This window comes from Microbacterium sp. CH12i (assembly GCF_000685355.1).
Classification (GTDB): domain Bacteria; phylum Actinomycetota; class Actinomycetes; order Actinomycetales; family Microbacteriaceae; genus Microbacterium.
The window spans coordinates 25,628-49,438 of the sequence record NZ_JHET01000016.1 but is presented as its reverse complement, the minus strand read 5'-3'; the positions used below and the strand labels follow the sequence as shown (position 1 = coordinate 49,438).

General features: G+C 62.2%; 26 protein-coding genes and 6 pseudogenes. 21 read left to right on the top strand and 11 right to left on the bottom strand.

The window, feature by feature from the left end:
• Positions 1-13: 13 nt before the first annotated feature.
• The gene (locus DC31_RS18560) at positions 14-1,642 is read left to right on the top strand and encodes an AfsR/SARP family transcriptional regulator (protein WP_160173265.1); all 1,629 of its coding nucleotides are present in this window, start codon (positions 14-16) and stop codon (positions 1,640-1,642) included.
• On the top strand, positions 1,590-2,048 hold the full coding sequence (locus tag DC31_RS16345; protein WP_036282084.1) for a prepilin peptidase: 459 nt from the start codon (positions 1,590-1,592) through the stop codon (positions 2,046-2,048). The genes DC31_RS18560 and DC31_RS16345 overlap by 53 nt, the downstream gene beginning before the upstream one ends.
• Positions 2,049-2,061: 13 nt before the next feature.
• Here the strand turns inward: DC31_RS16345 and DC31_RS18290 are convergent, their stop codons facing one another.
• The 4 genes from DC31_RS18290 to DC31_RS16330 form a co-directional block, all read right to left on the bottom strand.
• Positions 2,062-2,460: a hypothetical protein gene (locus DC31_RS18290; RefSeq protein WP_152545472.1), complete on the bottom strand. Its 399-nt coding sequence runs from the start codon at positions 2,458-2,460 to the stop codon at positions 2,062-2,064.
• A complete protein-coding gene (locus DC31_RS18285; RefSeq protein WP_152545471.1) occupies positions 2,460-2,711 on the bottom strand; it encodes a hypothetical protein in 252 nt (83 codons plus the stop codon). Before DC31_RS18285 ends, DC31_RS18290 begins: the two co-directional genes overlap by 1 nt.
• Positions 2,712-2,891: 180 nt before the next feature.
• Positions 2,892-3,938, bottom strand: a complete 1,047-nt coding sequence (locus tag DC31_RS16335) for a PDDEXK nuclease domain-containing protein (RefSeq protein WP_036282076.1) — start codon at positions 3,936-3,938, stop codon at positions 2,892-2,894.
• A gap of 44 nt (positions 3,939-3,982) precedes the next feature.
• Complete coding sequence (locus DC31_RS16330; RefSeq protein WP_152545470.1) at positions 3,983-4,297, bottom strand: hypothetical protein; 315 nt, start codon at positions 4,295-4,297, stop codon at positions 3,983-3,985.
• A 185-nt stretch (positions 4,298-4,482) separates the two neighbouring features.
• Here DC31_RS16330 and DC31_RS16325 point away from each other — a divergent pair, with 185 nt between their 5' ends.
• The 6 genes from DC31_RS16325 (at position 4,483) to DC31_RS16295 (ending at position 8,277) form a co-directional block, all read left to right on the top strand.
• The gene (locus DC31_RS16325) at positions 4,483-5,382 is read left to right on the top strand and encodes a hypothetical protein (protein WP_036282071.1); all 900 of its coding nucleotides are present in this window, start codon (positions 4,483-4,485) and stop codon (positions 5,380-5,382) included.
• Positions 5,383-5,802: 420 nt separating this feature from the next.
• Positions 5,803-6,105, top strand: a complete 303-nt coding sequence (locus DC31_RS18555) for a hypothetical protein (RefSeq protein WP_036282066.1) — start codon at positions 5,803-5,805, stop codon at positions 6,103-6,105.
• A complete protein-coding gene (locus DC31_RS16310) occupies positions 6,095-6,415 on the top strand; it encodes a hypothetical protein (protein WP_036282063.1) in 321 nt (106 codons plus the stop codon). The genes DC31_RS18555 and DC31_RS16310 overlap by 11 nt, the downstream gene beginning before the upstream one ends.
• A 52-nt stretch (positions 6,416-6,467) precedes the next feature.
• Entirely contained in the window at positions 6,468-7,235 is a 768-nt protein-coding gene (locus DC31_RS16305; protein WP_036282060.1) for an HNH endonuclease family protein, read from the top strand.
• Positions 7,235-7,522, top strand: coding sequence for a hypothetical protein (locus DC31_RS16300; protein WP_036282057.1), 288 nt, complete (start codon positions 7,235-7,237; stop codon positions 7,520-7,522). The genes DC31_RS16305 and DC31_RS16300 overlap by 1 nt, the downstream gene beginning before the upstream one ends.
• Before the next feature lie 11 nt (positions 7,523-7,533).
• Complete coding sequence (locus tag DC31_RS16295; RefSeq protein WP_036282054.1) at positions 7,534-8,277, top strand: hypothetical protein; 744 nt, start codon at positions 7,534-7,536, stop codon at positions 8,275-8,277.
• Positions 8,278-8,393: 116 nt separating this feature from the next.
• On the opposite strand, the gene DC31_RS16290 is transcribed toward DC31_RS16295, so the two are convergent.
• Positions 8,394-8,870: a helix-turn-helix transcriptional regulator gene (locus DC31_RS16290; RefSeq protein ID WP_036282197.1), complete on the bottom strand. Its 477-nt coding sequence runs from the start codon at positions 8,868-8,870 to the stop codon at positions 8,394-8,396.
• A gap of 105 nt (positions 8,871-8,975) precedes the next feature.
• On the opposite strand from DC31_RS16290, the gene DC31_RS18280 reads away from it, so the two are divergent.
• The 3 genes from DC31_RS18280 (at position 8,976) to DC31_RS19780 (ending at position 12,209) form a co-directional block, all read left to right on the top strand.
• Positions 8,976-9,206, top strand: a complete 231-nt coding sequence (locus DC31_RS18280; protein ID WP_152545469.1) for a hypothetical protein — start codon at positions 8,976-8,978, stop codon at positions 9,204-9,206.
• Between the two features lie 97 nt (positions 9,207-9,303).
• On the top strand, positions 9,304-10,923 hold the full coding sequence (locus DC31_RS16285; protein ID WP_036282051.1) for a hypothetical protein: 1,620 nt from the start codon (positions 9,304-9,306) through the stop codon (positions 10,921-10,923).
• The gene (locus DC31_RS19780) at positions 10,923-12,209 is read left to right on the top strand and encodes a hypothetical protein (RefSeq protein WP_235201576.1); all 1,287 of its coding nucleotides are present in this window, start codon (positions 10,923-10,925) and stop codon (positions 12,207-12,209) included. Before DC31_RS16285 ends, DC31_RS19780 begins: the two co-directional genes overlap by 1 nt.
• Here DC31_RS19780 and DC31_RS16275 read toward each other — a convergent pair.
• The 3 genes from DC31_RS16275 to DC31_RS16265 all read right to left on the bottom strand — a co-directional run bounded on the left by DC31_RS16275 (position 12,195) and on the right by DC31_RS16265 (position 14,100).
• Positions 12,195-12,830 carry a hypothetical protein gene (locus tag DC31_RS16275; RefSeq protein WP_152545468.1) on the bottom strand — a complete coding sequence of 212 codons (636 nt, stop codon included), beginning with the start codon at positions 12,828-12,830 and terminating at the stop codon, positions 12,195-12,197. The genes DC31_RS19780 and DC31_RS16275 overlap by 15 nt on opposite strands.
• Before the next feature lie 38 nt (positions 12,831-12,868).
• The gene (locus DC31_RS16270; protein ID WP_152545467.1) at positions 12,869-13,066 is read right to left on the bottom strand and encodes a hypothetical protein; all 198 of its coding nucleotides are present in this window, start codon (positions 13,064-13,066) and stop codon (positions 12,869-12,871) included.
• A 98-nt stretch (positions 13,067-13,164) separates the two neighbouring features.
• Positions 13,165-14,100, bottom strand: a complete 936-nt coding sequence (locus DC31_RS16265; RefSeq protein WP_051607201.1) for a DUF3560 domain-containing protein — start codon at positions 14,098-14,100, stop codon at positions 13,165-13,167.
• 247 nt (positions 14,101-14,347) lie between these two features.
• Here DC31_RS16265 and DC31_RS16260 point away from each other — a divergent pair.
• The 7 genes and pseudogenes from DC31_RS16260 (at position 14,348) to ctaF (ending at position 20,582) form a co-directional block, all read left to right on the top strand.
• Positions 14,348-15,330 (top strand): annotated as a pseudogene (locus DC31_RS16260) (arsenic resistance protein).
• Positions 15,331-15,337: 7 nt separating this feature from the next.
• Complete coding sequence (cmtR, locus tag DC31_RS16255) at positions 15,338-15,697, top strand: Cd(II)/Pb(II)-sensing metalloregulatory transcriptional regulator CmtR (protein WP_036282042.1); 360 nt, start codon at positions 15,338-15,340, stop codon at positions 15,695-15,697.
• Positions 15,694-17,597: pseudogene (locus DC31_RS16250) on the top strand (heavy metal translocating P-type ATPase). Before cmtR ends, DC31_RS16250 begins: the two are co-directional and overlap by 4 nt.
• 217 nt (positions 17,598-17,814) lie before the next feature.
• Entirely contained in the window at positions 17,815-18,078 is a 264-nt protein-coding gene (locus DC31_RS20675) for a hypothetical protein (RefSeq protein ID WP_442921916.1), read from the top strand.
• 15 nt (positions 18,079-18,093) lie between these two features.
• Complete coding sequence (locus tag DC31_RS20670) at positions 18,094-18,270, top strand: hypothetical protein (RefSeq protein ID WP_442921917.1); 177 nt, start codon at positions 18,094-18,096, stop codon at positions 18,268-18,270.
• A gap of 126 nt (positions 18,271-18,396) precedes the next feature.
• Positions 18,397-20,145, top strand: a complete 1,749-nt coding sequence (ctaD, locus tag DC31_RS16240) for an aa3-type cytochrome oxidase subunit I (RefSeq protein ID WP_051607199.1) — start codon at positions 18,397-18,399, stop codon at positions 20,143-20,145.
• Positions 20,146-20,148: 3 nt separating this feature from the next.
• Positions 20,149-20,582: pseudogene (ctaF, locus tag DC31_RS16235) on the top strand (aa3-type cytochrome oxidase subunit IV).
• 308 nt (positions 20,583-20,890) lie between these two features.
• Here the strand turns inward: ctaF and DC31_RS16230 are convergent.
• A pseudogene (locus DC31_RS16230) lies at positions 20,891-21,199 on the bottom strand (sugar phosphate nucleotidyltransferase); the annotation flags it as partial.
• A 179-nt stretch (positions 21,200-21,378) separates the two neighbouring features.
• On the opposite strand from DC31_RS16230, the gene sdhC reads away from it, so the two are divergent.
• Both sdhC and sdhD read left to right on the top strand, forming a co-directional pair.
• On the top strand, positions 21,379-21,813 hold the full coding sequence (sdhC, locus tag DC31_RS16225) for a succinate dehydrogenase, cytochrome b556 subunit (protein WP_081813929.1): 435 nt from the start codon (positions 21,379-21,381) through the stop codon (positions 21,811-21,813).
• The gene (sdhD, locus tag DC31_RS16220; protein ID WP_036282036.1) at positions 21,813-22,265 is read left to right on the top strand and encodes a succinate dehydrogenase, hydrophobic membrane anchor protein; all 453 of its coding nucleotides are present in this window, start codon (positions 21,813-21,815) and stop codon (positions 22,263-22,265) included. Before sdhC ends, sdhD begins: the two co-directional genes overlap by 1 nt.
• A gap of 163 nt (positions 22,266-22,428) precedes the next feature.
• Here sdhD and DC31_RS20665 read toward each other — a convergent pair.
• Together DC31_RS20665 and ctaE are read right to left on the bottom strand one after the other, a co-directional pair.
• A pseudogene (locus tag DC31_RS20665) lies at positions 22,429-22,554 on the bottom strand (c-type cytochrome); the annotation flags it as partial.
• A 110-nt stretch (positions 22,555-22,664) separates the two neighbouring features.
• A complete protein-coding gene (gene ctaE, locus DC31_RS16210) occupies positions 22,665-23,369 on the bottom strand; it encodes an aa3-type cytochrome oxidase subunit III (RefSeq protein ID WP_051607197.1) in 705 nt (234 codons plus the stop codon).
• Between ctaE and DC31_RS16205 the strand changes: the two are divergent.
• Positions 23,368-23,807, top strand: a pseudogene (locus DC31_RS16205) (SulP family inorganic anion transporter); the annotation flags it as partial. The gene ctaE and the pseudogene DC31_RS16205 sit on opposite strands and share 2 nt — an antisense overlap.
• Positions 23,808-23,811: the final 4 nt, after the last annotated feature.

Here is a 23,811-nt window from a genome sequence, read left to right as displayed (position 1 = left end):
CGATCAGATCCAGGTGACCACGGTCGGTCTAGACGATGCACTCGCCAGAGATCTCGATCGGTTCCGCATCCACCAGGTCGCTGATGTGTCGGCGCTGGTGAGGAACCTCCGCGCCGATCTTGAGGACCGTCGTGATGCGCTGAATTCGTATGGTGTCGGCGGCGTGCTCGAGGCGCGATCGCGGGCGACAGACATGGAATCGTGGGCTCCTCACATTGTGATCCTCGCGGAAACTCCAATCGGATCCCTCCGTGATGATCTGGCTGAGCTGGTTGCGCGGATGCCGCGCCTCGGAATCGCGACGATTGCTCAGGGCGATGCACTTGTGGCCGGCGCAACCGTCGTTGTCACCTCAAAGGAGGAAGCCGAGTACCGCAGCGGTGGTGCTCTGCTCCCTCTGCCGTTCCGTCCGCAGATTCTTGGTGGTGACGAGCTCGAGCTCGTGCGTTCGCTGTTCTCGACCACGACTCTCGACGCGCAGCCGGTTGACCTCGAGGAAGAGCATCCGCACACTGAGGCTGCTCCGGTCGTCGACGAGGTGAGCGACGATGACATGACAAGTGCTGACTCTCCTGCGGCTGTTGATGTTGCACCTGCTGAAGACGAAGAGATTGCAGAGACGGTTGCGGTCGCAGACGTCGAAGAGACTGGAGAGCACCTTGTCGAGGAGGCTGCGGCCGCCAAGGTGCCTGACTGGCCTGCCCCGTATATCAGGATCCTTGGCCCGGTCGACGCACTCAACGTCGCAGACCAGGACGCACTCCCCGGTCGCGGTATCGAGTTCCTTGCCTTCCTGCTGCTTCAGAACACCGCATCCGTCCCGGGTGCTCTCGTTCAGAAGAAGCTCTGGCCGGACACGTTCTCTTCGGACAACAACAACGCTCGCCAGCTCGCAAAGCAGATCCGTCTCGTCCTCGGTCATGACCCTGATGGCAAGCCGCTACCTCCCGAGCGCAGCAGTGTCGGCTTCTCGATGTATCCACATGTGCGCACCGACTGGCATGACTTCTGCGACCTCATTGGCCCCGACCTGAGCACGACGCTCAGCGAGAACCTGATCCAAGCGATCCGCCTCGTTCGCGGCCAGCCATTCGATGGCGTCTCCCGACGCCGCGGCTGGTGGGCCTGGCGTGGCCCGATCGAGGAGACTATGCGCGCCGCAATTCTCGACGCTGCCGACGAGCTCACGCACCGGGCGCTTCGCACCGGGAGGCTCGACGATGCCCGTTTCGCTGCCCGTATCGCACAATCTGCCGACCCGCTCAATGAGGCAGGCTGGCGACTCGAGATCGAGACAGCAATGTCCAACGGCGACGTCGACGCCTTCAACAAGATCATCGACGCCATGTACGAGGTCATCGGCACCGACGTCGATATCGACGACGCGACGCAACAGCTGATTGACGACGCTCACGCCAAGCTCCCTGGTTGGCAGCACGATGACCTCTCTGTCCACGACACCTCTGGAGCCCGCAATTACCCCCCTGCGGCGCTCCAGAGGGGCGTGGACGCTCGCACTTGCCGGAGCGATCCTCGGCGCGCTGGTCGTCGACCTGGTGCCCAGAATCAGCTGGCCGGCGTACGGCTGGGTGCTCTACGGGATTGGGGCACTCATCGCGCTCCGCCTCGCTGCCGTCGATGAGCACACATACACGCTCCCGAACCGCCTCACAGCGCTCCTGGCAGCCTTTGGGGCATCCCAGGTCATCGGAGTGTCAATCTGGCAAGGGAGTCCGTCTCTCGCTCTCTCAGCGGCTGCCATCGTGGGTATCGTCGGTGCGGTCTACTTCGTGTTGGCGCTCACGGGGAGCTGCGGATTCGGGGACATGAAATTTGCTGTTGCTCTCGCGCTGACTATCGTGCCAATCACGGGCATCTTCACCATCTACTTGGTGCCCCTTGCCTTCGCGATCAGCGCCCTTCGTGTGATCGGCCGCAATGTTCGTCACCGGCCGCGGAAGCACCCTCATGGGATGTCACTCGCGATTGCCAGCCTCGTGCTCATGGTGAGCATGCTGCAGATCGACTCCGCATTTATGCCGGTGTAGGAGCCGGGGGCGTCTAGCTCCGTCGCGGCCTGCGTAGCCGCGGGTTGAACGCAAGCGCATCGCGCTCTACCCGCAGGTGTGGCCGGCCAGTGTCGGGGACCGTGTATTTCCCGTAGGCGATGACGTGGCGCCCGACTAGTTGGGTGCTCGCGTCGATGCCGAGCCGGTGCATGTTGGCCTTGTCGACGAGAATGGCGACGTCGTCGGCGGCATCCTCAAGTTTGAGGATCAGGCTGCCGTAGCTACTCGTCTTCACCTGACGGACCTTGCCCCACAAGATAACGTCTCGGTCCGTAAACGTCTTCGCATGCGCAGACGGCGCATCGGTGATGATCGAGGAAGCTGGTTCCGGGGGACGTGCACCGATAACGACTTCGAGGCTGGGTGGGATCTTGCCGGCGAGGATGTTCATCAAGAGGGTGGAGAAGGATCTGTCATCTGCAGTGTCTTCGATCCCGTGCGACGAATCGGCGCGACGTCGACGAGTCCTCGTGCCTGCATCGGTGTCATCGGGGCGGCGACGACCGTCAGGACCCTGGGAGGCTCCAGACTCACCCAGGCGAAGTCGCCACCTGACGGGGCGTAACCCTTGTGCGAACGGATGGCCCTGATCTCCGGGTTGATCGTCTGAACGCTCGGAGGTGCGATCGCACTGGGGCTCATGCTGCGCCGCGAAATGCGCCGCCATGACCTTGCTGTTAAGCGCCTTCACGTGAACCTTTGCCCCACACTCACTGCCATCAGGCAGCTCACCCGGACACCACAAGACAGGGACCGTGGCCAGCCCACGAATCATGTCGATCGTGATGAGATCTCCGGCGTCGTTCCTCGCAACCTCCATGGCTAACCCTCCACGTCAGTCTTGGCCTCGGTTTGCTCGAGCTCACGCGCGAAGGCGTCCAGCATGGCTTGCTCATCGGGGAGCGCAGCTTGTGCCTCTTCGGCAAGCTCATACCGGCTGACGGCGACGGGATGTTGAGAGGAAGCGAGAGCGTACCGGACCACAGACTCATTCTTGCTGGCGACGAGGAGGATCCCCACAGTGGGGGCGTGCTTGTCATGGTTGCGGATCTGGTCGTCGACGACGGCGACATAGAAACCCAACTGGCCAGCATCGCGCGGGTCGAAGACGGTCGTCTTCAACTCGATGACGACGTACCGCAGCTGCTCGACGTGGAAGAACAACAAATCGATATAGAAGTCATCTCCGTCGATATCCAAATGAACTTGCCTGCCAACGAAGGCGAATCCAGGACCGAGCTCGCGGAGCGTCTCGATGATGCGTGCGATCAGACGGTCTTCCAGGTCGCGCTCACTCGCGTCACCATCGAGAGCCAAGAAATCGAGCGTGTACGGATCTTTCGTGAGCTGCTGCGCCAGCTCTGAATCCGGAGTTTCGAGTGCCCCGGAGAAGTTCGTCTGAGCCGCCCCCTCACGTTCGTGCAGGCGTGTAGTGATCTGATGGGCGAGCACAGCTCGACTCCACCCGTGAGCAGCGTCCTTCGCGGCGTACCAGTCCCGCAGATCTTGATCGTCGAGCTTGTTGAGAAGCTCGGTGACGTGACCCCACGGCAATTGTCCAACGGGTCGTTGGACAATTGAATCCTGATCTGGCCATGCGGCAGCGAACGCTCGCATATACGAAAGATTCGATCGAGAGAATCCCTTCATTGACGGGAACTCTGCCCGCAGACCGTCGGCCAGCTGGCCCAGCACTCCTGATCCCCACTTCTGGTGCTTCTGCCGGTCCAGAATTGTGCGGCCGATCTTCCACCACAGAACCAATAGTTCGGTGTTGACCTTCCGTTGCGCCTGGTACCGCGCAGCCAACACCTGCCGTTTGAGCTCGTCGAGTGTTGAAGCGTAGTCGTTGGGGATCAGCTCTGACATGCTCCCAACCCTGGCACGAGAGAGGGACATTGGAAGATCTGCCACTATCCGAGGAGATACGCCGTCAGCGCGCCGAGATCTGATGCCAGAGTGGACCGGTCGACGGTGAAAGTGACGTGCCGGCCGCGGCGCTTCCCTCGCTCGAGGGACCCCGACACGTAGGTCTGCTCGAGTTCTTCAAGAGCTGCGCGGACAGTCTCGCGGCCGAACCCACTGCCGGCAATGATCTCGTTGATCGTCGAGCTTGGCTGATTCAGCAGATAGTGAAGGACCTCGGTACGCGTGGTAGCGGCTATTACCCGTTGAGCGCGCGCGGCATTCACCGGCATATCTGAAGGCGCGGCGACCAGTCGGGGCATCTCCCCATTGTGCCGCAGAGAGGCGTCTTAGCTGCCTCTAAAAAGGCAGCATTCATCACTGCGTGTCGCGATCTCAAGGCGAACTTGTCGGTTTCCGTCACGAGGGCGCACCCCTTATCGGTGAAGGAGCTTTACGACGCCTTCGTAATAAGTTATATTCGGGAATATAATCATTGGAGGTGGCCATGCGCACCCACATTTGCCCCGAGGACCACAAGCACGGCGAGACGCCGACCTGTTACCGCAGCCACAGCTGCGCTTGCCTGGTTTGCCGGGATGCCAACCGTCGCCGTTGCTATGAGTACAAGAAGCTCGTCGCGTACGGCCGCCCGACAGGATCGCTCATCTCAGCACGCCCTGTCCAGGAACACATCGGAGAGCTCGCGATGGCCGGCATGAGACCAGCGGCGATAGCCGCGGCTGCTGGCATTGATAAGTCGACCCTGGTTCGAATCATGCGGGGTAGGCACGGGACCAAGCGTTTCCGCGCTCCGATGGTCTACGCGGCCACCGCCGAGAAGATCCTCGCAATCACCGCGGACCTAAGCACTGTCCCAGACGGGCACTGGGTGGACTCGCGAGGAGCCCGACGTCGTCTGCAGGCGCTCGGGACACGCGGATGGGCAATCTCCGTGCTGGCTCGACGAACCTCCTATGACCGGAAACGCTTGGATTTCGTACTCATCAGCGGCCGGGTCTCCGCAGAGACGCATCGCGCCATCGCGGATCTCTATGAGGAGCTCTGGGACAAAGACGCCCCGGCAACGACGTTTGGAGAGCGCGTTGCCCGCACCCACGCACTACAACGCGCCGAAGCGAAAGGGTGGCTCCCCGCGCTGACATGGGACGACATCGACCTGGACGACGGGCCCTCAGATACTGATGCAGAACCTGACCTGGTCGATGAGATCGCCGTGGAACTTGCGCTGCGCGGCGAGCGCGTCCATCTGTCCGATGCGGAACGCGCGATCGTCATCGCCAGAGCGCCCGAGTTCGGGTGGAGCACCAGTGAGATCGTCCCGTTCGTCGGCATCACTGCCAGGCATGTCACCCGGCTCCGCTCTGCTGCGAAAACGGCCGCTTGATGAGCAAGACATTAGATGTCCTCGAGCAGGCCGTGCACGGCTCTGCAGCCGGCTTCAAAACCGGCTGCAAGAGCCGTGGTGGCTGCCCCAATTACGGGAGCCGAGAACATCTCACGTGCTCGCGGGCATATCGCGCTTGGGTGCACTACAGCCGTCTCTACGAACTCAGTCCAGAAACGCCGATCACCTGGACCATGCTCCGCCACGCGAAAGGACGCAGCTGATGGATGAAACTGCCGCTGAGCTCTCCAAGAAGATGACCGCGACATGTGGGGTTCACGTTCGCGTGAGTTGGAGCTTCCGCCTCTTTCGGCTTGTCTGCTCGCGCGTTGTTGGGCAGCCGTTGACCGAGCGCATGCAAGAGACCTTCGAGAGGTTCCTGGGCTCCGAAGCCACAGCCCGGCCAGGAATGAGTATCAGATGACCATCCCGATAGTAGAGAGCCCACTGACGATCTTGTACGAAACGCTTATCGACCTTGCAGCTAGTGCTGATCGTCAGGCCGCACGCGCGGCTGAATTCGATGACACCACGGCCAGTTCAGCCCTGTTCATCCTCGCTGACGAGCTCCGGACCATGGCGCAGCGCGTAAAGGGCACAAGACCCGACGACGTGGCCTTCGAGCTGCTCGATTCTGGCCAGTGGCACGTCGCAACATCGATGCTCCGCTTCGATTTTCTCGAGCGGGCTACTCGAACGACGGAGGCACGGAATGAGTCCTGAACAGCATGAGCGTGCAGTGGAAATCTTCGAGACCAAAGCAGGTGTCGAGTACTCCGATGACATCGAGCGCAGCAGGGAATGGGGCGATGCGGTCGCGGAAGCGATCGAGGAGCCTACGTCTGGTTTCCCGGACGATCATTCGTTCGCGGGGATCGCGTGGTCGGATGCTCACGCCTTCGCGGTCGGTGCTGGAGCGAGTGATCCAGGAGCTTTCGCGCTTGCCTACACCGGCATGATCGAGGACGCGCAGTACGAGATCCGGAATCCCGATGGCCCTTTACCGACGCCAGCCGAATTCATCTGGCCATGAGAGAGCGCCTCGCCTCACTCGCCATCACTCTCACTGTTCGGAGGATCCCCTGATGCGCAGCTCTACGAAAATCAAGAGCGCTGCCGGCGCGTGCGCCGCCCTCATTGGCTTCGTCATAGCTATGACAGCCAATTTCCCCGATGTCCAGGCCCTGGCAAACCACGAGTCTGCGACCGCTGCTCCTACGGCTATGCCGATCGAACCGGCGCCGGCTGATCCTGATCAGGTTGCTTCCTACGCAGAGGCGGCGGTGGAGGCTGCTGCGCTGCCAGTCATCGTTGACGACACCAACGCGCCGGTTCCGCAGTATCAACGGGACTCATTCGGCACCGCCTGGGCTGACATAGATGGGAATGGTTGCCGGCAACGAGACGATGTGTTGGCCAGAGATCTCGTCGATGTCGTTCTTGATGACAACGGATGCACGGTCCTGAGCGGCGTGCTTGTGAATGATCCCTACACCGGCGGCGACATTGTCTTTCAGCATGACCGGGTCGCTGAACCCGGCAACCCGGGGAGCCAAGGGGTGCAGGGAGAGCACATCGTCAGTCTCAAAGCTGCGCACGTGGGCGGTGCGTGGGCTTGGACCGATGATCGCCGGCTGCAGTTCGCCAACGACCTCGGCAACGTCATCGCCGTCGACGGCATCGCAAATCAATCCAAGCAAGACGCCGGGCCCTCGGATTGGCTCCCCGCGACCTGGTATCGCTGCCCATACGTCTTGAAGTACACGCAGATAGTCGACACCTGGGGACTGTCTGTCACCGTCGCCGACCGGGACGCCCTCGTCCAGAATCTCACCACGTGTGGGGCCGAATAATGATGTATATCAAGCGCATCGAGCCCGAAGATCAGCTCATAGGGGATGAGCGAGCAAGTGGTGCATGGAAGGGCCTCATCCTTATCGGCCTCTGGGTAGCGTTTCTCGTCTGGGCGACTGCTCATGTCGGCATCTGGGCGGATACCTTGGTCGACCCCAGCTGGCTTATCGCTGGCGCCTGGGTCTTCTTCGCGATTGCCTGCATCGCCACGTTGGGTATGGCGGGAATCGGAGTGCTGATCGCCATCCCTTGGGTCCAGTTCCGGGCGCGGGAATCGCGAAAATGAGAGGGCTCAGGATGGGTGTTGTCTCGCGGTTCGTCGTGATCGTTGGGGGCTGCTTGGTGCTGATGTTCAACACCGAAAGCATCATCGAACTGCTCGAGCCGCTCTGGACCCTGGTGATGACGCAACCCGAGGCTGCGCTGAAGCACGGTGCTGTGCTGGTCATGGCCATATCCATGTTCTGGTTCGTCTGCCGGCTCGTATTTGGCCCCCGGCATTACGCGGTGCACCCACGGCCCATTGCTACTGGTGCGTTTGCTGCGAGAACCGCTGATCCTCCCGTTGGTCCCGAGCTGGAGAGGTTCGCTCGACACGAGGCTGCACATGCAGTCGCAGCGATCGTGTTGGGGATGACTGCCGTTACCGCTGATATTCACGCCGTGGGGGACCGGGGCGGGCGAGTGACCTATGAACCTGACGAAGATCTCACCATGCACGAGCAATCCTTCGATGCGTTGGTGTTCGGCTTTGCCGGGCAGGTTGCCGATCACCGTGCCGGGCATTTCGATCAAGGCTCTATGAGCGACATGGAACTCCAACAGCTTCGGATGATGACCATCATCGCCACGGGGCAGCGACCAGAGCGCCACGCTGGCCCTCTTACCGTCGAAGCTCTGATTGAGTCCACACGCACCGAAGCAGAGCTATTGCTGACACAGCATGCCGTCGCACATGAGCGCATCACCGAAGGGCTCATCGTCGATCGTGCGCTCAACGACCAACGGCTCCGGGAGCTGGCGGAAAGCGTGAACCACTGAGGAGATCCTCGCTCCGGTAGTCGGCGATCCGCGAGCAGTGGAGATTCGCGTTGACTCCGCCCGAATATGTCGGTTTCTGAGCAGGGATTGAACCCCTTATAGATGTGACAGAGAACTTACTGCTTGGCAGCTCGTGCGGCGTTGAGGGCGGCGTTGGCATCGGTGACGTCCAAGTCCAGCCGATCCGCGATTACCGAGAGCTCCGCGTCTTTCCACCGGGTTCGACCTCGCATGCGCTGACCGAAGGTGACGCTGTTCAGCCCCAGGATGGAGATCAGATCGGCCTGGGTGGTCACGCTCGGGGTGCCAGCACCCGCCGCGATGCGGTCACGGAGCCGTTCGGAGAACTGATCCTTGTCGACGGAGTCCGGAAGGGTCAGGCGCGGACGCCGGCCCCGCGCGGAGGGCTCGCGTGTCGAGCGCTGCGCAATGAAGGTGTCGATCGCCGCAGGGGAGTAGAGAGGGGAGCGCCCCTGGTAGCGGACCGGACTCGGGAAAGCCTCGTCCTCGGTGCGAAGTTTGTAGACGGTCCCGATGGTCACGGAAAGTCGCGCCGCCACTTGTGCACTGTCGAGAAGCTCCTGGTCGCTCATGTTCACGAATATAACGTCAGAGGGGACAAGGGGCAGAGTTACGCTCGTGGCCGACACGCCGCGATCTTGACCCGAATGGGAACTCGGTTCCGTAACCTCGTTCCTATGACCCACTCCAATGTCGACGAGATCCGCCAGGAGCTCCAGGCAGTAGCCGTGGAACTCGCAAAAAAGGAAGAGCTGATCGATCGGCGCGACGAGCTGATCGAAGAAGCACGCTCCCAGACGCCACCACTCACGCTCCGTGAGGTTGCGCAGCTGCTCGGGATGACAGAGCGAGGCGTTGCGAAAGCGCTCAGCTCTCACCGCGATCGCAATCATCGTTTGGCTTCCTAATCAGACGAAAGCGAACACTTCAGGTGAAATGTGCTTGCATTTTTCATTATTTCTTCCCTAATATAACTTCTAGGATGATTCGAGAGGAGGCCCAGCAATGAACGAGATCGACTACCGACCCAAGCCGTGGACTCCCAAGGACATCCCCACCATCTGGGTCGACCAGACCACCGGTCGTGGCGTCACCCAGGCTGGCGCACCCGTCCGCCCCGTTATCGGCGAGCGCCGGAAGAACCCCAACCTCACCGATCTGCTCGACACCGCTGCGTCATACGGTGCGAACCGGATCATGCTCTCCGGAAAACGACCCGAGCCACTGCCGGGAGTGAGGCACTGGTTGTACGTTCAGACGCCGCGCTGGAAGCCAGGATCTCATTGGATCAGCGACCCTCCCACAGGGCGGTTCGAGCACGAGAGCACAGGCTTCAAGATCGAAGTCCGCACCGTCGAAGAATGGTTCGATGACTCCCCACTGACCCCCGCCCAAGCTCGCGAAGCCTGGGACACCACAGCGGCAATCATCCGTGCTGCAGACGAGCGCGCTCGTCTCTTCAACAGCCCCGCAGCGACCGGCACGAACCTTTGGGCTCTCTCGCTGCCGAAGACGATCAACCCCGTTCCCGTCGACCCCGACATCGCCGACGAGATCCACGCGACCAGCGGCCAGCACCACTACGACCACCTCGTCGCAGGTGCGAACTTCAGCAGGCACGAGGATTGCGTGCCCTTGATCGACCCCGCCAAGCAGAAGAAGATCGGCGAGTTTGCCTACGTGGATGGCCGCTTCATGTACGCCGGGGTCGGCCGCGAGCTTGGCATCGGGCCCGCACGTCGACTGAACCGTGAGGCTGCATACGAGCTGCTCGAGCAGGATCCATACGCCCGCGCACGATTCCACGTACGCTTCACAGTTCCGGCGGACTGGAACCACGTCGGCCTCCTCGCGGTGAAACACCAACGCGTCGAAGAAGGCTGGTACTACCCCAACCGCCCCGGCGCCACAGCCGACACCTGGGCCGATGGGTCAGAGATCCACGTCGCCCGCGCCTTCGGCTGGCAGATCATCCCGCACGAGGCGATCGTCTTCACCAAGGCCCGCCCCCTCGATACATTCACCGACCGGATGACACGCGCCCGTGCCAAGGTCGCCGAGAATCGCGACCTGAACCCGACGATTCGGCAGGCGGTCATGGCTGCGCTTCGCTCGATCGTGCTGCACTCCATCGGAGCATTCGCCGCTGGTGGGCGCGATGAGACCCGTGTCGCAGAAAGCGCTGACCAGATCCCTCGCGAGTATCAGAACACCGCTACCCGTCAGGGAAAGCTCTTCATCTACCGGTTGCCGTCGAACCCGAACTCGAGGACGTCGAGCTTCTACCACCCGGAACTCGCCGCTCAGGTCTGGGGTCGGGCTCGCGCTCGCGTGCTCCACGGCCCTAGCGCCCTCGGAAACGGCACCTCCGGGGCGCTCCGCCTCGATCCCAGTACTCTCATCGGCATCCAGGGTGACGCCGTGTTCACAACATCGCTGCCGGTCTGGTCGCTGCCCGTTGACAGTGGTGGCGGCGACGACGGTAAGACAGGACGTCTTCGCCTGCAGGGATACACACGCGGGTCTTTCCAAACTCCTGAAACTCTCAAGCAACGTGCCGCTCTGAAAACTCGCGCTGAGCGATCCGGACTCACCGAAGCGCTCGCCGATAGCGAGGTGGAGTGATGGCTGACGAGAAGCGCAGCGCACAAGACCTAGTCCGGATCCTCCGGGGCCGGGGCATCACCACCGCCGAGCTCGCGGCCGAGCTTCACCGTTCCCCTCGAATGGTGCGCAAGATCCTGAACGGTGAGACCAGCGGGGCCCTCTACCGCGACACGCTCGAAGAGATTACGAACACGGGCCGCGCTACCAAGATTCCACCGCGCCGCCGTCTCAAGGACGGTTCGCTGATGCCGATCCGCGGGAAGAGAACCGACGGAGAGAACAAGAGCGTTATCCCCGACGATCCCGGCGGGCGCTACACCGGCGATAAGCAGGGTGGCCGAGCGCAGATTTCGACGTCATTCATGTCCGAAGGCGGGCGGATCATCGAGGCGCGCATCCCGAAGGGCAAGACAGCAAAGGGCCGCACCGTCGCGAGTGAGCAGCTCGTCTCACTGATCCGAAACGCAGCGAAGGGGCAGGCCGGAGATAAGCAGAAGCAGATCACCGCCCGAGTCACGTTCGGCAATGGCCGGCAGATGGAAGTCAACACGTACAACGCTTCGACGATGCTGAAGCGCATCAAGGAATCAGGCGGTGACACCCTCACTTGGCTCGCTGGTGAAGCCGGGAACAGGTATATCAACCTCGACACAACAAGCGTCCCGATCACCGGCGTCACCCTCAATGTCGTTCAGGTGCCAAAGACCGAGTCGTACCACCGCGAGTCGGCCAGGGACCGCACACGACGCACTCGCGTGCTCACGGATGCCGAGAAGCAGCGGCAGCAGCAGCGTGCACAGCTGGACGCCGCAAAGTCACGACGACGCGGCGCGGGGGAAACCAATCATGACGATCGTGAAGGGAGGGATTCACTATGGCTAAGGCTGGATCAGCTGGCGACGGCAAGACCGAACGCCCTACGTCCCTCAAACGTGCCCCTCGCCCAGCCGCCGATGAGGGCGTGGATCCCGTCGACCCGATCAGCGACCCCGCACCGGCGGCAACAGCTCCGCCAACTGGCAAGAAGCGCGGCCCGTACAACGTCCAGCGCGTGGACAAGAAGCCCGCGAGCTTCCGGTTGCCTCCCGATGTCTTGGACTACATCGCTCAGGCTCGCAACGAGGCGGCAGCTCGCGGCGATCGCCTCACCAATGACGAAGCGGTTACTATGGCTGTCCGTGCCTTCTGGGGCAAGAAACGTCAACGCCGCTGACCAAGCTTTAGGCGTTCGCGTATCGATTCCTCTACTGACGAAGAGCTCTGGGCGGAATACTCCGCGTGAGCCGTCGTCACATCGTCATTGATCGATCCACCTGAGCTGACCCTTCGACGAGCGCAACGGGTCGTGGAGGACGAACTAGGAGGATGCGACCGCGGCGTCCGCGACTGGCGATTCTGAGGCCGGGAATGTCTTCTATGTAGCGTCGAGCGAGGGTTGCTGACGTCGTATGGGCCCAGATAACAACTCGGTGTTCATCGGCCACAGTTATGAGATCGTCTCGCACGAGCAGGCGGATCTCGCGGCCAGCATCCTTGGTTCCGGGGCGTGAGACATGATCACCGGCGTACCATCCTCGTGATTTCACTTGGATCCCGAACCGGGCGTCCTTCGTTGCGTATTTGACCCACCCGGGAGCCATCGTTGCGAAGACAACGAATCCCAGGGGAATGGCCACGACGACGAGGAGCAGGCAGATCAGGGCGAAGATCCACCATGGCAAGCCCGAGAATGCTCCAGTTCGCGACCAGAACGTCACGAGCCACCCCGTAACGAATGCGAACGGTGTCAACGTCACGACTACCAGAACGAAGAACCATGGGCGTCGTTGCACTGACCAGCCACATGCCTGCAGGGCCTGCAGCGCCTTCTCCCGCGGTGCACCCACCGAAGCGATGGGATAGGGAATCGATCTGCGCTTGTCCATGCCGAGACCGTACCCGAACCCCACGTCACGCCATCCGGTTAAGTCTTGAAGAGCTGCACGCCAATCAGCTCATTGATGCCTGCGTGCAGATTCGAGTCCAGGACTTCGGCAGCTTCAACGAGAGCATCAAGGCCGGCGTCTGCGTCCGCGATCGTGGCTTTGTGGTCTGGAGCGACGTTTGTCGGGTTGGTGCCTACGGTGATCATGTTCCGACCAGCCGGGTCCTTCGTCGTCATGGACTGCTTCGGCGTGCCCCCGCCAACGCTCTGAGGGCGCCACTGGTGAAAGTTCACACCACGCAGCGCCATAAGGCGATCCCATCGCGGATTCGTTGTCAACGAGTCCAGGGCGTCAACGATGGCAGCGGCCGTAGGTGATGATGCGGTGTTCGTCGCCTTTCTCGCGTTTTTGATGAGGGTTGGGCCGACTGGTGCCAGGCATCGCGGCTCTCAGAGAATGGTGGAAAGGTGCCCGATTTTGGGTACGCCTTGTCAATGACAGGGCGCGCTGTCACGTTCAGCCAAAGGAGCCGCAACAGCACATTGCCCAGCCCGTGGGCCGCCGCCAACGCCCAATAAGTCAGCATCTCCGCATGAGCGCGCACGGCGACTGGTGCGATCTGTTCGGCGTAGGGGGATCCTCGGTGGGCGATGTAGCCGTCCAGGTCTCGTTGGAAGCTGCGGATCGCGGCGGCGATCTTTTCGATTCGGTTGGCGACTGTTCGGACGTTGTACCGAGATGCCGTTGTCGTTGCTGCGATCGTCGCGGCGGCTTCAGCGTGTGCGGCTGCCTCGTGGGTGGTGTGGACGCGGTTGAAGGCGGTGTCGGCGTGTTTGATGGCTGCACGGTGGCGTCCTTCTGAGTGGTGTCCGATCTTCACTGGCTCGCCCATGGGGGGCAGCTGGTCTAGCCGGTGGCGGAATTCCTGGTGTGCGGCCTCTGCGGCGTTGCCGCGGCGCTCTGCTTTGGTTTGGAGGGCGGCGACGCGGTCTTGCTGGCGTTCGATCTTTGCGGCCTCAACTTCGGCTGTGGTGCGGGCGGTGTCGTCGACGTCGATGGAGATCTCGAATCCTGATGCTTCCAGCTGTGCTGAAGTGTGGTTGATCGTGTGCATTTTCGCGTGGCGATCTCTGCTGTTCGGGACGTACCAGGTGCTGACGCTGCGGCCCCATCGCCATCCGCAGCGCTTGAGGACTTCGGCGGTGCCGTCGCCTTTCGCGGTGCCTTCGATGAGCGTTCCGGCTTCGTGGTTGTGGGTGATGGTGATCATTTCAATCTCCTAGTTAGTTGTGAACCTGACATTTACAATATAACTGATGTCTTCGACATTGGGTACACACGAAGTGAAGGCCCTCAATGGAATTTGCAAACTCCACAACACATTGCAAAGCAACTGCATATTGGATGTACGTTCCGCTGGAAGTGGCGGTTTCCGCGCTCCGCGCGGGATGGCGCTTCGGTCCGTTCTATCCGCTTTGATTTGGGATGAGTTTGAACATCGCGGCAAGGTTGTGGTTGTGAGAGACCTAGTGAAGTGGTGGGAGCGACGTCAGGTGGCGCTCTACCTGTTGGCTATCGTGGCGGGCGCGGTGGTTGGCCTGCTGGTACCTGGGTTGGCACGACCGCTCGAGTTGGCGATTAACCCGACGCTCGGTGTGCTGCTGTTTGCGACGTTCCTTGGGGTGCCGTTCACAGCAATGGGGCGGGCCTTCACTGACCGGCGCTTCCTCGGTGTGGTGCTTGTCCTGAACTTCGTCGTCGTGCCGATCGTTGTGTTCGGGCTGAGCCGTCTCGTGGCGGGTAATCAAGCAGTCCTACTCGGGGTCTTATTCGTGCTGTTGACCCCTTGTGTGGATTACGTCATCGTTTTCACGGGGCTGGCTGGTGGTGACCGCGCTCGACTTCTCGCTGCCACACCGCTGCTGATGCTCCTGCAGATCTTGCTGCTCCCGCTCTATCTCTGGTTGATGGCCGGCGCTGAGGTCGTTGGGGCGTTTGACCCACATCCCTTCGTGGAGGCATTTGTGCTGCTGATCGCGCTGCCACTCGTTCTCGCTGCCATCACACAGCTGCTGGCCAAGCGGTTCCGCATCGCACGTGCGATCGAGGGCACGATGCTCGCGGCGATGGTCCCGCTCATGATGCTCACTCTCGCCGTGGTCGTCGGCTCACAAGTGTTCGGCGTGAGCGGTGCCCTCGGCCAGCTGATGATCGCGGTTCCGGTCTTCGTCGCCTTCGCACTCATCGTCACCCCACTCGGCGCGCTCCTCGGGCGCGTTACCGTCTGGATGTCCCCGGTCGTCGAGCTGTCACGTTCAGCGGTGCCACACGGAATTCTCTCGTCGTGCTCCCGCTCGCGCTCGCCCTACCGGCGTCGTTCGCGTTGACCCCGCTGGTCGTGGTGACTCAAACCCTGGTGGAACTCGTGGTGATGGTCGTCATGGTCGCGCTGGTGCCACGGTGGATCCGCCCACGCATTAGTACAGCGAACAATGTATAGTCAGTGTGTGCTGACTCTTACTTCGCGTCTTGATGTGATGAATCGCCTGGGGCGGGCGATGGCCGACCCGACCCGGTCGCGGATTCTGATGACCCTGCTGGAAAGACCGGCGTATCCGGCCGAGCTGGCGCGTGATCTGGAGTTGACACGGTCGAATGTGTCGAACCATCTCACCTGTCTGCGCGATTGCGGGATCGTCGTCGCCGAGCCAGAGGGACGGCAGACACGATACGAGATCTCTGATCCACACCTGGCACAAGCGCTAACCGCGCTGGTCGACGTGACCCTCGCCGTCGACGAAGACGCACCCTGCATCGACCCGGCCTGCCAGGTCGCGGGCTGCTGCACTCCAGAGATGAAGGCATGAGCGCGATCACCGGCTCCCAGGTCAAGGGCGCGGCTCTCGACGAAGATGACGATGACGATGGGCCGTGGTGGAAAGATCGAGAAGTACTGATCCCGATCTTCTCCGGCATCGCATTCCTCGCCGGGCTGATCTGCGAGTGGTCCGGCGCGGAGATCCCGACGCTGATGCTGTTCTGGGCCGGTCTGCTGTTGGGCGCATACACCTTCGTGCCCGGGGCACTGGTGAAGCTGTTCACGAAGGGCAAGCTCGGTATCGGGCTGCTGATGACTATCAGCGCCACCGGCGCGGTGATCCTCGGCTACGTCGAAGAAGCCGCAGCGCTGGCGTTCCTGTACTCCATCGCGGAGGCGCTAGAAGACAAGGCAATGGACCGTGCCCGCTCCGGGCTGCGCGCGCTGCTCAAGCTCGTTCCCGAGACCGCCACCATCCGCCGCGAAGGCACCACCGTCGAAGTGCAGGCGAAAGAGCTCCACGTCGGGGACCTGCTGGTCGTGCGCCCCGGAGAACGCGTCGCGACGGACGGCGTGATCAGTGAGGGTCGCAGCAGCCTGGACACCTCCGCGATCACCGGCGAATCAATCCCCGTCGACGCCGCACCCGGTGATCAAGTCTCAGCCGGATCGATCAACACGTCCGGGTCCCTCGTAATAGAGGCAACCGCCGCTGGGACAGACAACTCCCTGACCACGATCGTGGAGCTCGTCGAGCGGGCGCAGGCTGAGAAAGGCCACCGGGCACGGCTCGCGGACCGAATCGCCCGTCCGCTGGTGCCCGGGGTGATGATCCTCGCCGTCCTTGTCGCCGTGATCGGATCCCTGTTCGGCGATCCGGAACTGTGGATCACTCGCGCCCTAGTCGTCCTCGTCGCAGCGTCCCCGTGTGCGCTGGCGATCGCCGTGCCTCTCACAGTCGTCGCTGGCGTTGGGTCGGCGAGCAAGTTCGGTGTCGTGATCAAGTCCGGGGCCGCGTTCGAACGGCTCGGAGGTATCCGCCACCTCGCCGTAGACAAAACCGGCACCCTCACCCGTAACCAGCCCACCGTCACCCAGGTCGCCACCATCGGTGACGCCAACCATGAGCAGGTGCTCGCCTGGGCGGCCGCGGTGGAACAGCACAGCACCCACCCGCTCGCCGCCGCGATCACCGCCGCCGTCCCGACCGCCGCCGCAGCCGAGGAGGTCACCGAGACCGCCGGGCGCGGCATCACCGGCCGTATCGGCGACGCGACCATCACCGTCGGCAGCCCCCGATGGCTGGACGCCGGAGCCCTTACGGACGAGGTCGAGACACTCGAAAACGAGGGAATGACCGTTGTGATCGTGCACCGGGACGGTGCCATCGCTGGCGCGATCGGCGTGCGCGACGAACTGCGCCCCGAAGTGCCCGAAGTGATCCGCACCCTCGAGAAGGGTGGCATCGGCGTCACGATGCTTACCGGCGACAACACCCGCACCGCCCGCGCTCTCGCAGCCAAGGCTGGCATTCAGGACGTGCGTGCCGAGCAGCGCCCCGAGGAAAAGGCCATCGTTGTCGCGGAGCTGTCCCGCACACGCACGACGCGATGATCGGTGATGGCATCAACGACGCCCCTGCTCTCGCAGCCGCGGACATCGGTATCGCGATGGGTGCGACCGGATCCGATGCTGCGATCGAGTCAGCTGACGTGGCTTTTACCGGTCACGACATGCGACTCATTCCGCAAGCTCTCGCGCATGCTCGCCGGGGCCGCGTCATCATCAACCAAAACATTATTCTGTCGCTGCTGATCATCGCCGCGCTGCTCCCGCTCGCGATCACCGGTGTACTCGGTCTCGCCGCTGTCGTCCTCGTCCACGAGATCGCCGAAGTTATCGTCATCCTCAACGGGCTCCGCGCAGCACGCACACGAACGCAGGCCTGATACCCGTCGCCGGTCTCGCCCTCAAAAACTTGATTGTAACTTCAAGCCGTAGTTGATCCGGATCCGAAGGCCGCGTTCATCATCCAGAAGTAGGCCCATGTGCTGGTGACATTCTCGGGGTGTTCTTGACGCATGGTTACGAGGATCACATCGGTGGGGTTTCGTATCTGTTGCGACAGATTGGTGACGTGCCTGTCGGGGCATCCCGATTCACCGCATGGGCATGTTCTTCTTTACTGCGCGCGACCAGGCTGAGATCGAGACGCAGTGCGGCGGCGACGCCGATGTCGAGATCACCGCGATCGGCAAGCAGTGGGCCTTCGATTTCATGTACGCAGGCGAGGATGACGATCTCGACGATGCTGTCTGGACCATGGGCGTTCAGGCTCAGCCCGACGCGAACGGCAACGTCGACACGGAGAAGCTGCCGACGCTGGCTCCCGGTCGACCAGAAGGTGCACATCAGCCTTCAGTCCCGTGACGTCATCCACTCGTTCTGGATCATCGACTTCCTCTACAACAAGGACATGTACATCGGGAAGACAATTCCTGGTCCTTCATCCCGACCCGTGTCGGCGAGTACGACGGTAAGTGCGCTGAGCTCTGCGGCGAGTATCACTCGATGATGCTCTTCAACGTCAAGGCAGTCGAACAGGACGAGTACGATGAGTAACGTCAAGTCGCTTCGCGACGAGGGCAACACCGGTGACATTACTGACGCGTACGACGCCCCAGCAACTTCCCCGGGGTACCAGTGCCCGTCTGGGAATGACTCCGAGGACGAGGAAGAATAAGCCTTATGTCAACCACCACTGAGAGGCCCAGCGAGACCGCTGACGCTCGCCCCACCGCGATGCCGGCCCGCCAGGCCGCTCTGATGAGCACCTCGCGCACCGAGCAAAAGGGCAACATCATCGTCAAGTGGATCACCTCCACTGATCACAAGACGATCGGGTACATGTACCTGATCGCCTCGATGCTCTTCTTCCTCCTCGGCGGTGTGATGGCTCTCGTCATCCGCGCGGAGCTGTTCGCCCCAGGGATGCAGATCGTCCCCACCAAAGAGCAGTACAACCAGCTGTTCACCATGCACGGCACGATCATGTTGCTGATGTTCGCGACGCCGCTGTTCTTCGGGTTCGCGAACGCGATCATGCCGTTGCAGATCGGTGCACCTGACGTCGTGTTCCCGCGTCTGAACGCCTTCTCGTTCTATCTGTTCCTGTTCGGGTCGATCATGGCGGTCGCCGGCTTCCTCACCCCTTCGGGAGCGGCGTCGTTCGGGTGGTTCGCCTATCAGCCGCTCGCCAGCGCGACCTTCACGCCGGGTGCGGGTGGGAACCTGTGGATGGTGGGACTCGGCCTGTCTGGGTTCGGAACCATTCTCGGTGCGGTGAACTTCATCACCACGATCATCACTATGCGCGCTCCGGGTATGACGATGTGGCGCATGTCGATCTTCTCCTGGAACACGCTGGTCACGAGCCTTCTGATCCTGATGGCGTTCCCGGTGCTCGCCGCCGCGATCTTCGCCGCCGCCGCGGACCGAATCCTGGGTGCTCACATCTTCGATCCGGCCAACGGTGGTGTGTTGCTCTGGCAGCACCTGTTCTGGTTCTTCGGTCACCCCGAGGTGTACATCATCGCGCTGCCGTTCTTCGGCATCGTCTCGGAGATCTTCCCGGTGTTTAGCCGCAAGCCGATCTTCGGCTACAAGACGCTGATCTACGCAACGATCGCTATCGCGGCTCTCTCTGTCGCAGTGTGGGCCCACCATATGTATGTCACGGGTTCGGTGCTGCTGCCGTTCTTCGCGTTGATGACGATGCTCATCGCGGTGCCGACCGGTGTGAAGATCTTCAACTGGATTGGAACACTCTGGCGAGGGTCTGTGACCTTCGAGACTCCGATGGTGTTCTCGCTCGGCTTCCTGGTCTCGTTCGTCTTCGGCGGTCTGACGGGTGTCATCCTCGCGGCCCCACCGTTGGACTTCGCCCTCAGTGATTCGTACTTCGTTGTCGCGCACTTCCACTACGTGGTGTTCGGAACTGTCGTGTTCGCGATGTTCGCTGGCTTCTATTTCTGGTGGCCAAAGTGGACGGGGCGGATGCTGAACGAGCGGCTCGGCTATGTGCATTTCTGGATGCTGTTCGTCGGCTTCCACATGACGTTCCTCATTCAGCACTGGTTGGGTGTGGATGGCATGGTGCGTCGCTATGCGGACTACTCGGAGGCTGACGGTTGGACCTGGGGCAACCAGGTGTCGACGATCGGCGCGGTCATCCTCGGTGCTTCGATGTTGCCGTTCTTCCTGAACGTCTGGATCACGGCGCGCAAGGCGCCCAAGGTCATGCTCAATGACCCGTGGGGCTACGGTGGTTCGCTCGAATGGGCGACCAGCTCCCCGCCGCCGCGTCACAACTTCACGTCGATCCCGCGTATTCGCAGTGAGCGTCCTGCGTTCGATCTGAACCACCCCGAGGCTGCTGAGCATCCCGTTGCAGCCCCCGAACCGGCAGCCGCCGTTGCCAGCGGAGAGGCGAAGTAAGCCATGCGGTCAAATGTTGTTCTCTGGTGGGTCCTCGCCGTCTTCTTCGCCGTGGTCGCTGCCGCGTATACGATCTGGAATATCGTGGCGCACCCCGACCTGCCGCCGGTCAACCGGGTCGAGTGGGTAGGAACCGTTGCGCTCACGTTCACTATGTTCATGTTCGCGATGGTGGCTATCTACCTGCAGCGCACACACCAGGCGCAGGGTGGCGAGCTTCCTGAAGACATCCTGACGGCGGACGTCGACGACGGTGACCCTGAGCTTGGTGAGTTCAGCCCCTGGTCCTGGTGGCCGATCGTGCTCGCAGGTTCCGCGGCGATATTCCTCGTCGGCATGGCCGTCGGACAATTCTTGCTGCCGATCGGCGTCGCGATCTTCGGCATCGCATCGTGGGGTGGGTCTACGAGTACTACCGGGGCAACTTCGCCCGCTGAGTTCTTTCTGTACGTCAGAGGGCCCCTGGATCGTTCCAGGGGCCCTTCTCGTTGCTTGGGCACGCCGCCACGGTCGGGCCCGGCAGAGGTCGCAGTTCGCCGTCACGCTCCCGTCGGGGGCCGCAGCTGGTCGCCAACGTTGACGGATAGCGGCTAAGCGAGTCCCCTCTCCGTAGGATGCGCGCGTGCGCACCCGGGGGACTCCGGCAGGCGGATCGATGGGACGCCGATGGATGCCGTCGGCGTCTGCGACCGGGTATCCCTCGCGTGCCCAGTACTCGAAGCCGCCGATCATCCGGGTTGCGTCAGTGCAAAATCGCGGCAGCCAGACCGATGGCCGAAGCCGAGTCGCGAGTCTCGGATTCGAGGAACACGTTCTGTCAGGGATGCTGGGAAGCTCCGCTTCGACGGCGGCGCGGTGCGCGTCCAGTGACGACCGAGATTCGATCGGGTCCGGTGAGCGGCTCCAGGCGATCCCAGGTGTCGCGCAGGAGCGAGTTGCCTGAGCCGGTGTCGTGCAGGAACTTCGGTACATCCGCCCTCGAGAGGGGCCACAGGCGGCTGCCGATACCCCCGGCAGGGATCACGGCGTAGAAGTCATCGAGCGGCTCAGTCATGCCCTCAGCGTAGCCCGCGAAAGAATCTCGACGTCGAGACACTTGTTGTCGAGGCACTTCGGTTGCCTTCGTCGCTCACAGCGTTTGAACAGGAATAGGATGGGACACGATCGGGCACCTCTGCGGTCAGCTCAGAACAGCATGTGCCACCGACCTCGCATCGATCAGGGAGGACGACCGTGTCCGCAGGCACTCGCTTGACACCGTCGATTTCGGAGACCACGTCAAAGACGCCGCGTGGCACCCTCTATCGGGGACGCGAAGGCATGTGGTCATGGGTGCTTCATCGCATCACCGGAGTCGCCATCTTCTTCTTCCTTCTGGTGCATGTGCTCGACACGGCACTCATCCGGGTCTCGCCCGAGGCGTATAACGCCGTGATCGGCACCTACAAGAACCCGATCATGGCACTCGGAGAGGTCGTGCTGGTCGCGGCGATCATCCTCCACGCCATGAACGGCCTGCGCATCATCCTGATCGACTTCTGGCCGAAGGGCGCGCGCTTTCAGAAGCAGCTGTTCTGGGGTGTCCTCGCGGTGTGGGTCGTGCTGATGGCCGGTTTCGCCCCGCGTCATCTCATGCTCGCGTTCGCTGGGTTCGGAGGGGGTGAGTGATGTCTGCGCAGACCGTCGCTGTACCGGCACGCCGTCGCCGTGGGGTCAACTTCGAGAAGTGGGGCTGGCTGTTCATGCGCGGCTCTGGTGTCGTGCTGATCGTTCTGATCTTCGGACACCTCTTCGTCAACCTGTTGGTGGGTGAAGGCATCAACGCCCTCGACTTCGCGTTCGTCGCCGGCAAGTTCGCCACGCCTTTCTGGCAGTGGTGGGACGTTCTGATGCTGTGGCTCGCCTTCATCCACGGCGGCAACGGCATGCGCACGATCATCAATGACTATGTGACCAACGACAAGGTGCGAAAAGCACTGGTGGGAGCAATCGTCCTCGCAGCCGGACTGTTGATCGTGCTCGGCACCCTGGTCGTCTTCACCTTCGACCCCTGCCTCGGCGTGAACGAGTCGAGCGTGCTGTGGGATCAGTGCGCGGCCCTGGGCGTCGTCGGAAACTGAGAAGAGAGCAACAAGGAGCGACTACCGAAACTCAGGATTCCGTGGTCCGCGACGGTGTGCACTACACCAGTTCGACGTCGTCATCGTCGTGGCCGGCGCGGGTGAATTGCGGCGCCTTCTGCGGAGCCTGTGGGCCCTGCATCTGCAATGGCATGCGGCCAGTGGCCCGCCGGAACTCCACCGACAGCTCTCCGACGCCGTACAGGCTCGGACCATTGGCGGTCCCCTGCAGGTCGAGACCGTGACAGGTGGCGCAGTTCGCCTGGAACAGCTTCTCGCCGTCGTCGATGGTGAGCTGAGTGCTCGCCGTCGTCTGGGTATCGGTTGCGGCGATCGCCGCGGACGCACCGGCGTAGATGCCCCCGGTGATGAGGAGTCCCGCTCCGCTCAGCGCCGCTCTTATTTCAGGAAGTAGATGACGAAGAACAGCACGATCCAGACGACGTCGACGAAGTGCCAGTAATAGGACACCACGATCGAGGATGTCGCCTCTTTATGCGTGAAGTTCTTGACTGCGAACGCACGTCCCATGATGAGCAGGAACGCGACGATCCCGCCGGTGACGTGGAGGGCGTGGAAGCCCGTCGTTATGTAGAAGGCCGAGGCATAGGCGTCAGCCTGGATCGGCATGCCCTCGGTGACGAGTTGGGCGTACTCCCAGACCTGGCCGGAGACGAAGATTGCGCCGAGTGCGAAGGTGAGCCAGAACCACTCGACCATTCCCCAGCCGAACAGGCGCCGACGGCCTGCGCCGTTCACCTGCCCCTTCTTGATGCGGTAGGGCTGCAGGTCTTCCGCCGCGAACACGCCCATCTGGCAGGTCACAGAGGACAACACCAGGATGGCGGTGTTGACTGCGGCGAAGGGAACGTTCAAGAGTTCCGTTCGCGACGCCCAGAGCTCGGGAGAGGTACTGCGGAGGGTGAAGTAGATCGCGAACAGCCCCGCGAAGAACATCACCTCGCTGCCGAGCCACACAATGGTGCCGACAGCTACCGGGTTCGGGCGCTTGATCGTTCTTGCCGCCGGGGCATAGGTCGCTGAGGTGGTCACTCCTCCATTATGGCCGATCCTGGAGGGTGATTCTTGGGATGATTCTTGCATCGCGTTCCTCGGCGGGCACCCGGCGATGATCACCGCCGCGACGGGTGCCATCGCGCTCGTCGTCGCACCCGTGGCCCGCGAGTACGGCTTGGACTACTTCATCGTCACCGTGCTGCTCGGTGGGCTCATCCAGATTGTGCTCGCCGCGCTCGGCGTCGCGAAGCTCATGCGCTTCATCCCCCGCAGCGTGATGGTCGGGTTCGTCAACGCGCTGGCGATCTTGATCTTTATCTCGCAGCTCCCGCAGCTGTTCGACGTGCCCTGGATGGGTTACCCGCTCGTGGTTGTCGGGCTGCTGACTATGTATCTGATGCCGCGCATCACGAAGGTGATTCCCGCACTCTAGTCGCGATCATCCTGCTCACGGCAGCCGCCGTCGTCTTCGGGCTGAACGTGCCCAACGTCGGTTCCCAGGGTGCACTGCCGGAAAGCCTCCCGGTGG

Bases quoted from the DNA above. Each gene is read 5' to 3' on its own strand.
- DC31_RS18290 (WP_152545472.1), bottom strand. From the start codon at position 2,460: ATGAACATCCTCGCCGGCAAGATCCCACCCAGCCTCGAAGTCGTTATC.
- DC31_RS18285 (WP_152545471.1), bottom strand. From the start codon at position 2,711: ATGAGCCCCAGTGCGATCGCACCTCCGAGCGTTCAGACGATCAACCCG.
- DC31_RS16335 (WP_036282076.1), bottom strand. From the start codon at position 3,938: ATGTCAGAGCTGATCCCCAACGACTACGCTTCAACACTCGACGAGCTC.
- DC31_RS16330 (WP_152545470.1), bottom strand. From the start codon at position 4,297: ATGCCCCGACTGGTCGCCGCGCCTTCAGATATGCCGGTGAATGCCGCG.
- DC31_RS16325 (WP_036282071.1), top strand. From the start codon at position 4,483: ATGCGCACCCACATTTGCCCCGAGGACCACAAGCACGGCGAGACGCCG.
- DC31_RS18555 (WP_036282066.1), top strand. From the start codon at position 5,803: ATGACCATCCCGATAGTAGAGAGCCCACTGACGATCTTGTACGAAACG.
- DC31_RS16310 (WP_036282063.1), top strand. From the start codon at position 6,095: ATGAGTCCTGAACAGCATGAGCGTGCAGTGGAAATCTTCGAGACCAAA.
- DC31_RS16305 (WP_036282060.1), top strand. From the start codon at position 6,468: ATGCGCAGCTCTACGAAAATCAAGAGCGCTGCCGGCGCGTGCGCCGCC.
- DC31_RS16300 (WP_036282057.1), top strand. From the start codon at position 7,235: ATGATGTATATCAAGCGCATCGAGCCCGAAGATCAGCTCATAGGGGAT.
- DC31_RS16295 (WP_036282054.1), top strand. From the start codon at position 7,534: ATGGGTGTTGTCTCGCGGTTCGTCGTGATCGTTGGGGGCTGCTTGGTG.
- DC31_RS16290 (WP_036282197.1), bottom strand. From the start codon at position 8,870: ATGAGCGACCAGGAGCTTCTCGACAGTGCACAAGTGGCGGCGCGACTT.
- DC31_RS18280 (WP_152545469.1), top strand. From the start codon at position 8,976: ATGACCCACTCCAATGTCGACGAGATCCGCCAGGAGCTCCAGGCAGTA.
- DC31_RS16285 (WP_036282051.1), top strand. From the start codon at position 9,304: ATGAACGAGATCGACTACCGACCCAAGCCGTGGACTCCCAAGGACATC.
- DC31_RS19780 (WP_235201576.1), top strand. From the start codon at position 10,923: ATGGCTGACGAGAAGCGCAGCGCACAAGACCTAGTCCGGATCCTCCGG.
- DC31_RS16275 (WP_152545468.1), bottom strand. From the start codon at position 12,830: ATGGACAAGCGCAGATCGATTCCCTATCCCATCGCTTCGGTGGGTGCA.
- DC31_RS16270 (WP_152545467.1), bottom strand. From the start codon at position 13,066: ATGACGACGAAGGACCCGGCTGGTCGGAACATGATCACCGTAGGCACC.
- DC31_RS16265 (WP_051607201.1), bottom strand. From the start codon at position 14,100: ATGATCACCATCACCCACAACCACGAAGCCGGAACGCTCATCGAAGGC.
- DC31_RS20675 (WP_442921916.1), top strand. From the start codon at position 17,815: ATGGGCATGTTCTTCTTTACTGCGCGCGACCAGGCTGAGATCGAGACG.
- ctaD (WP_051607199.1), top strand. From the start codon at position 18,397: ATGTCAACCACCACTGAGAGGCCCAGCGAGACCGCTGACGCTCGCCCC.
- sdhD (WP_036282036.1), top strand. From the start codon at position 21,813: ATGTCTGCGCAGACCGTCGCTGTACCGGCACGCCGTCGCCGTGGGGTC.
- ctaE (WP_051607197.1), bottom strand. From the start codon at position 23,369: ATGCAAGAATCATCCCAAGAATCACCCTCCAGGATCGGCCATAATGGA.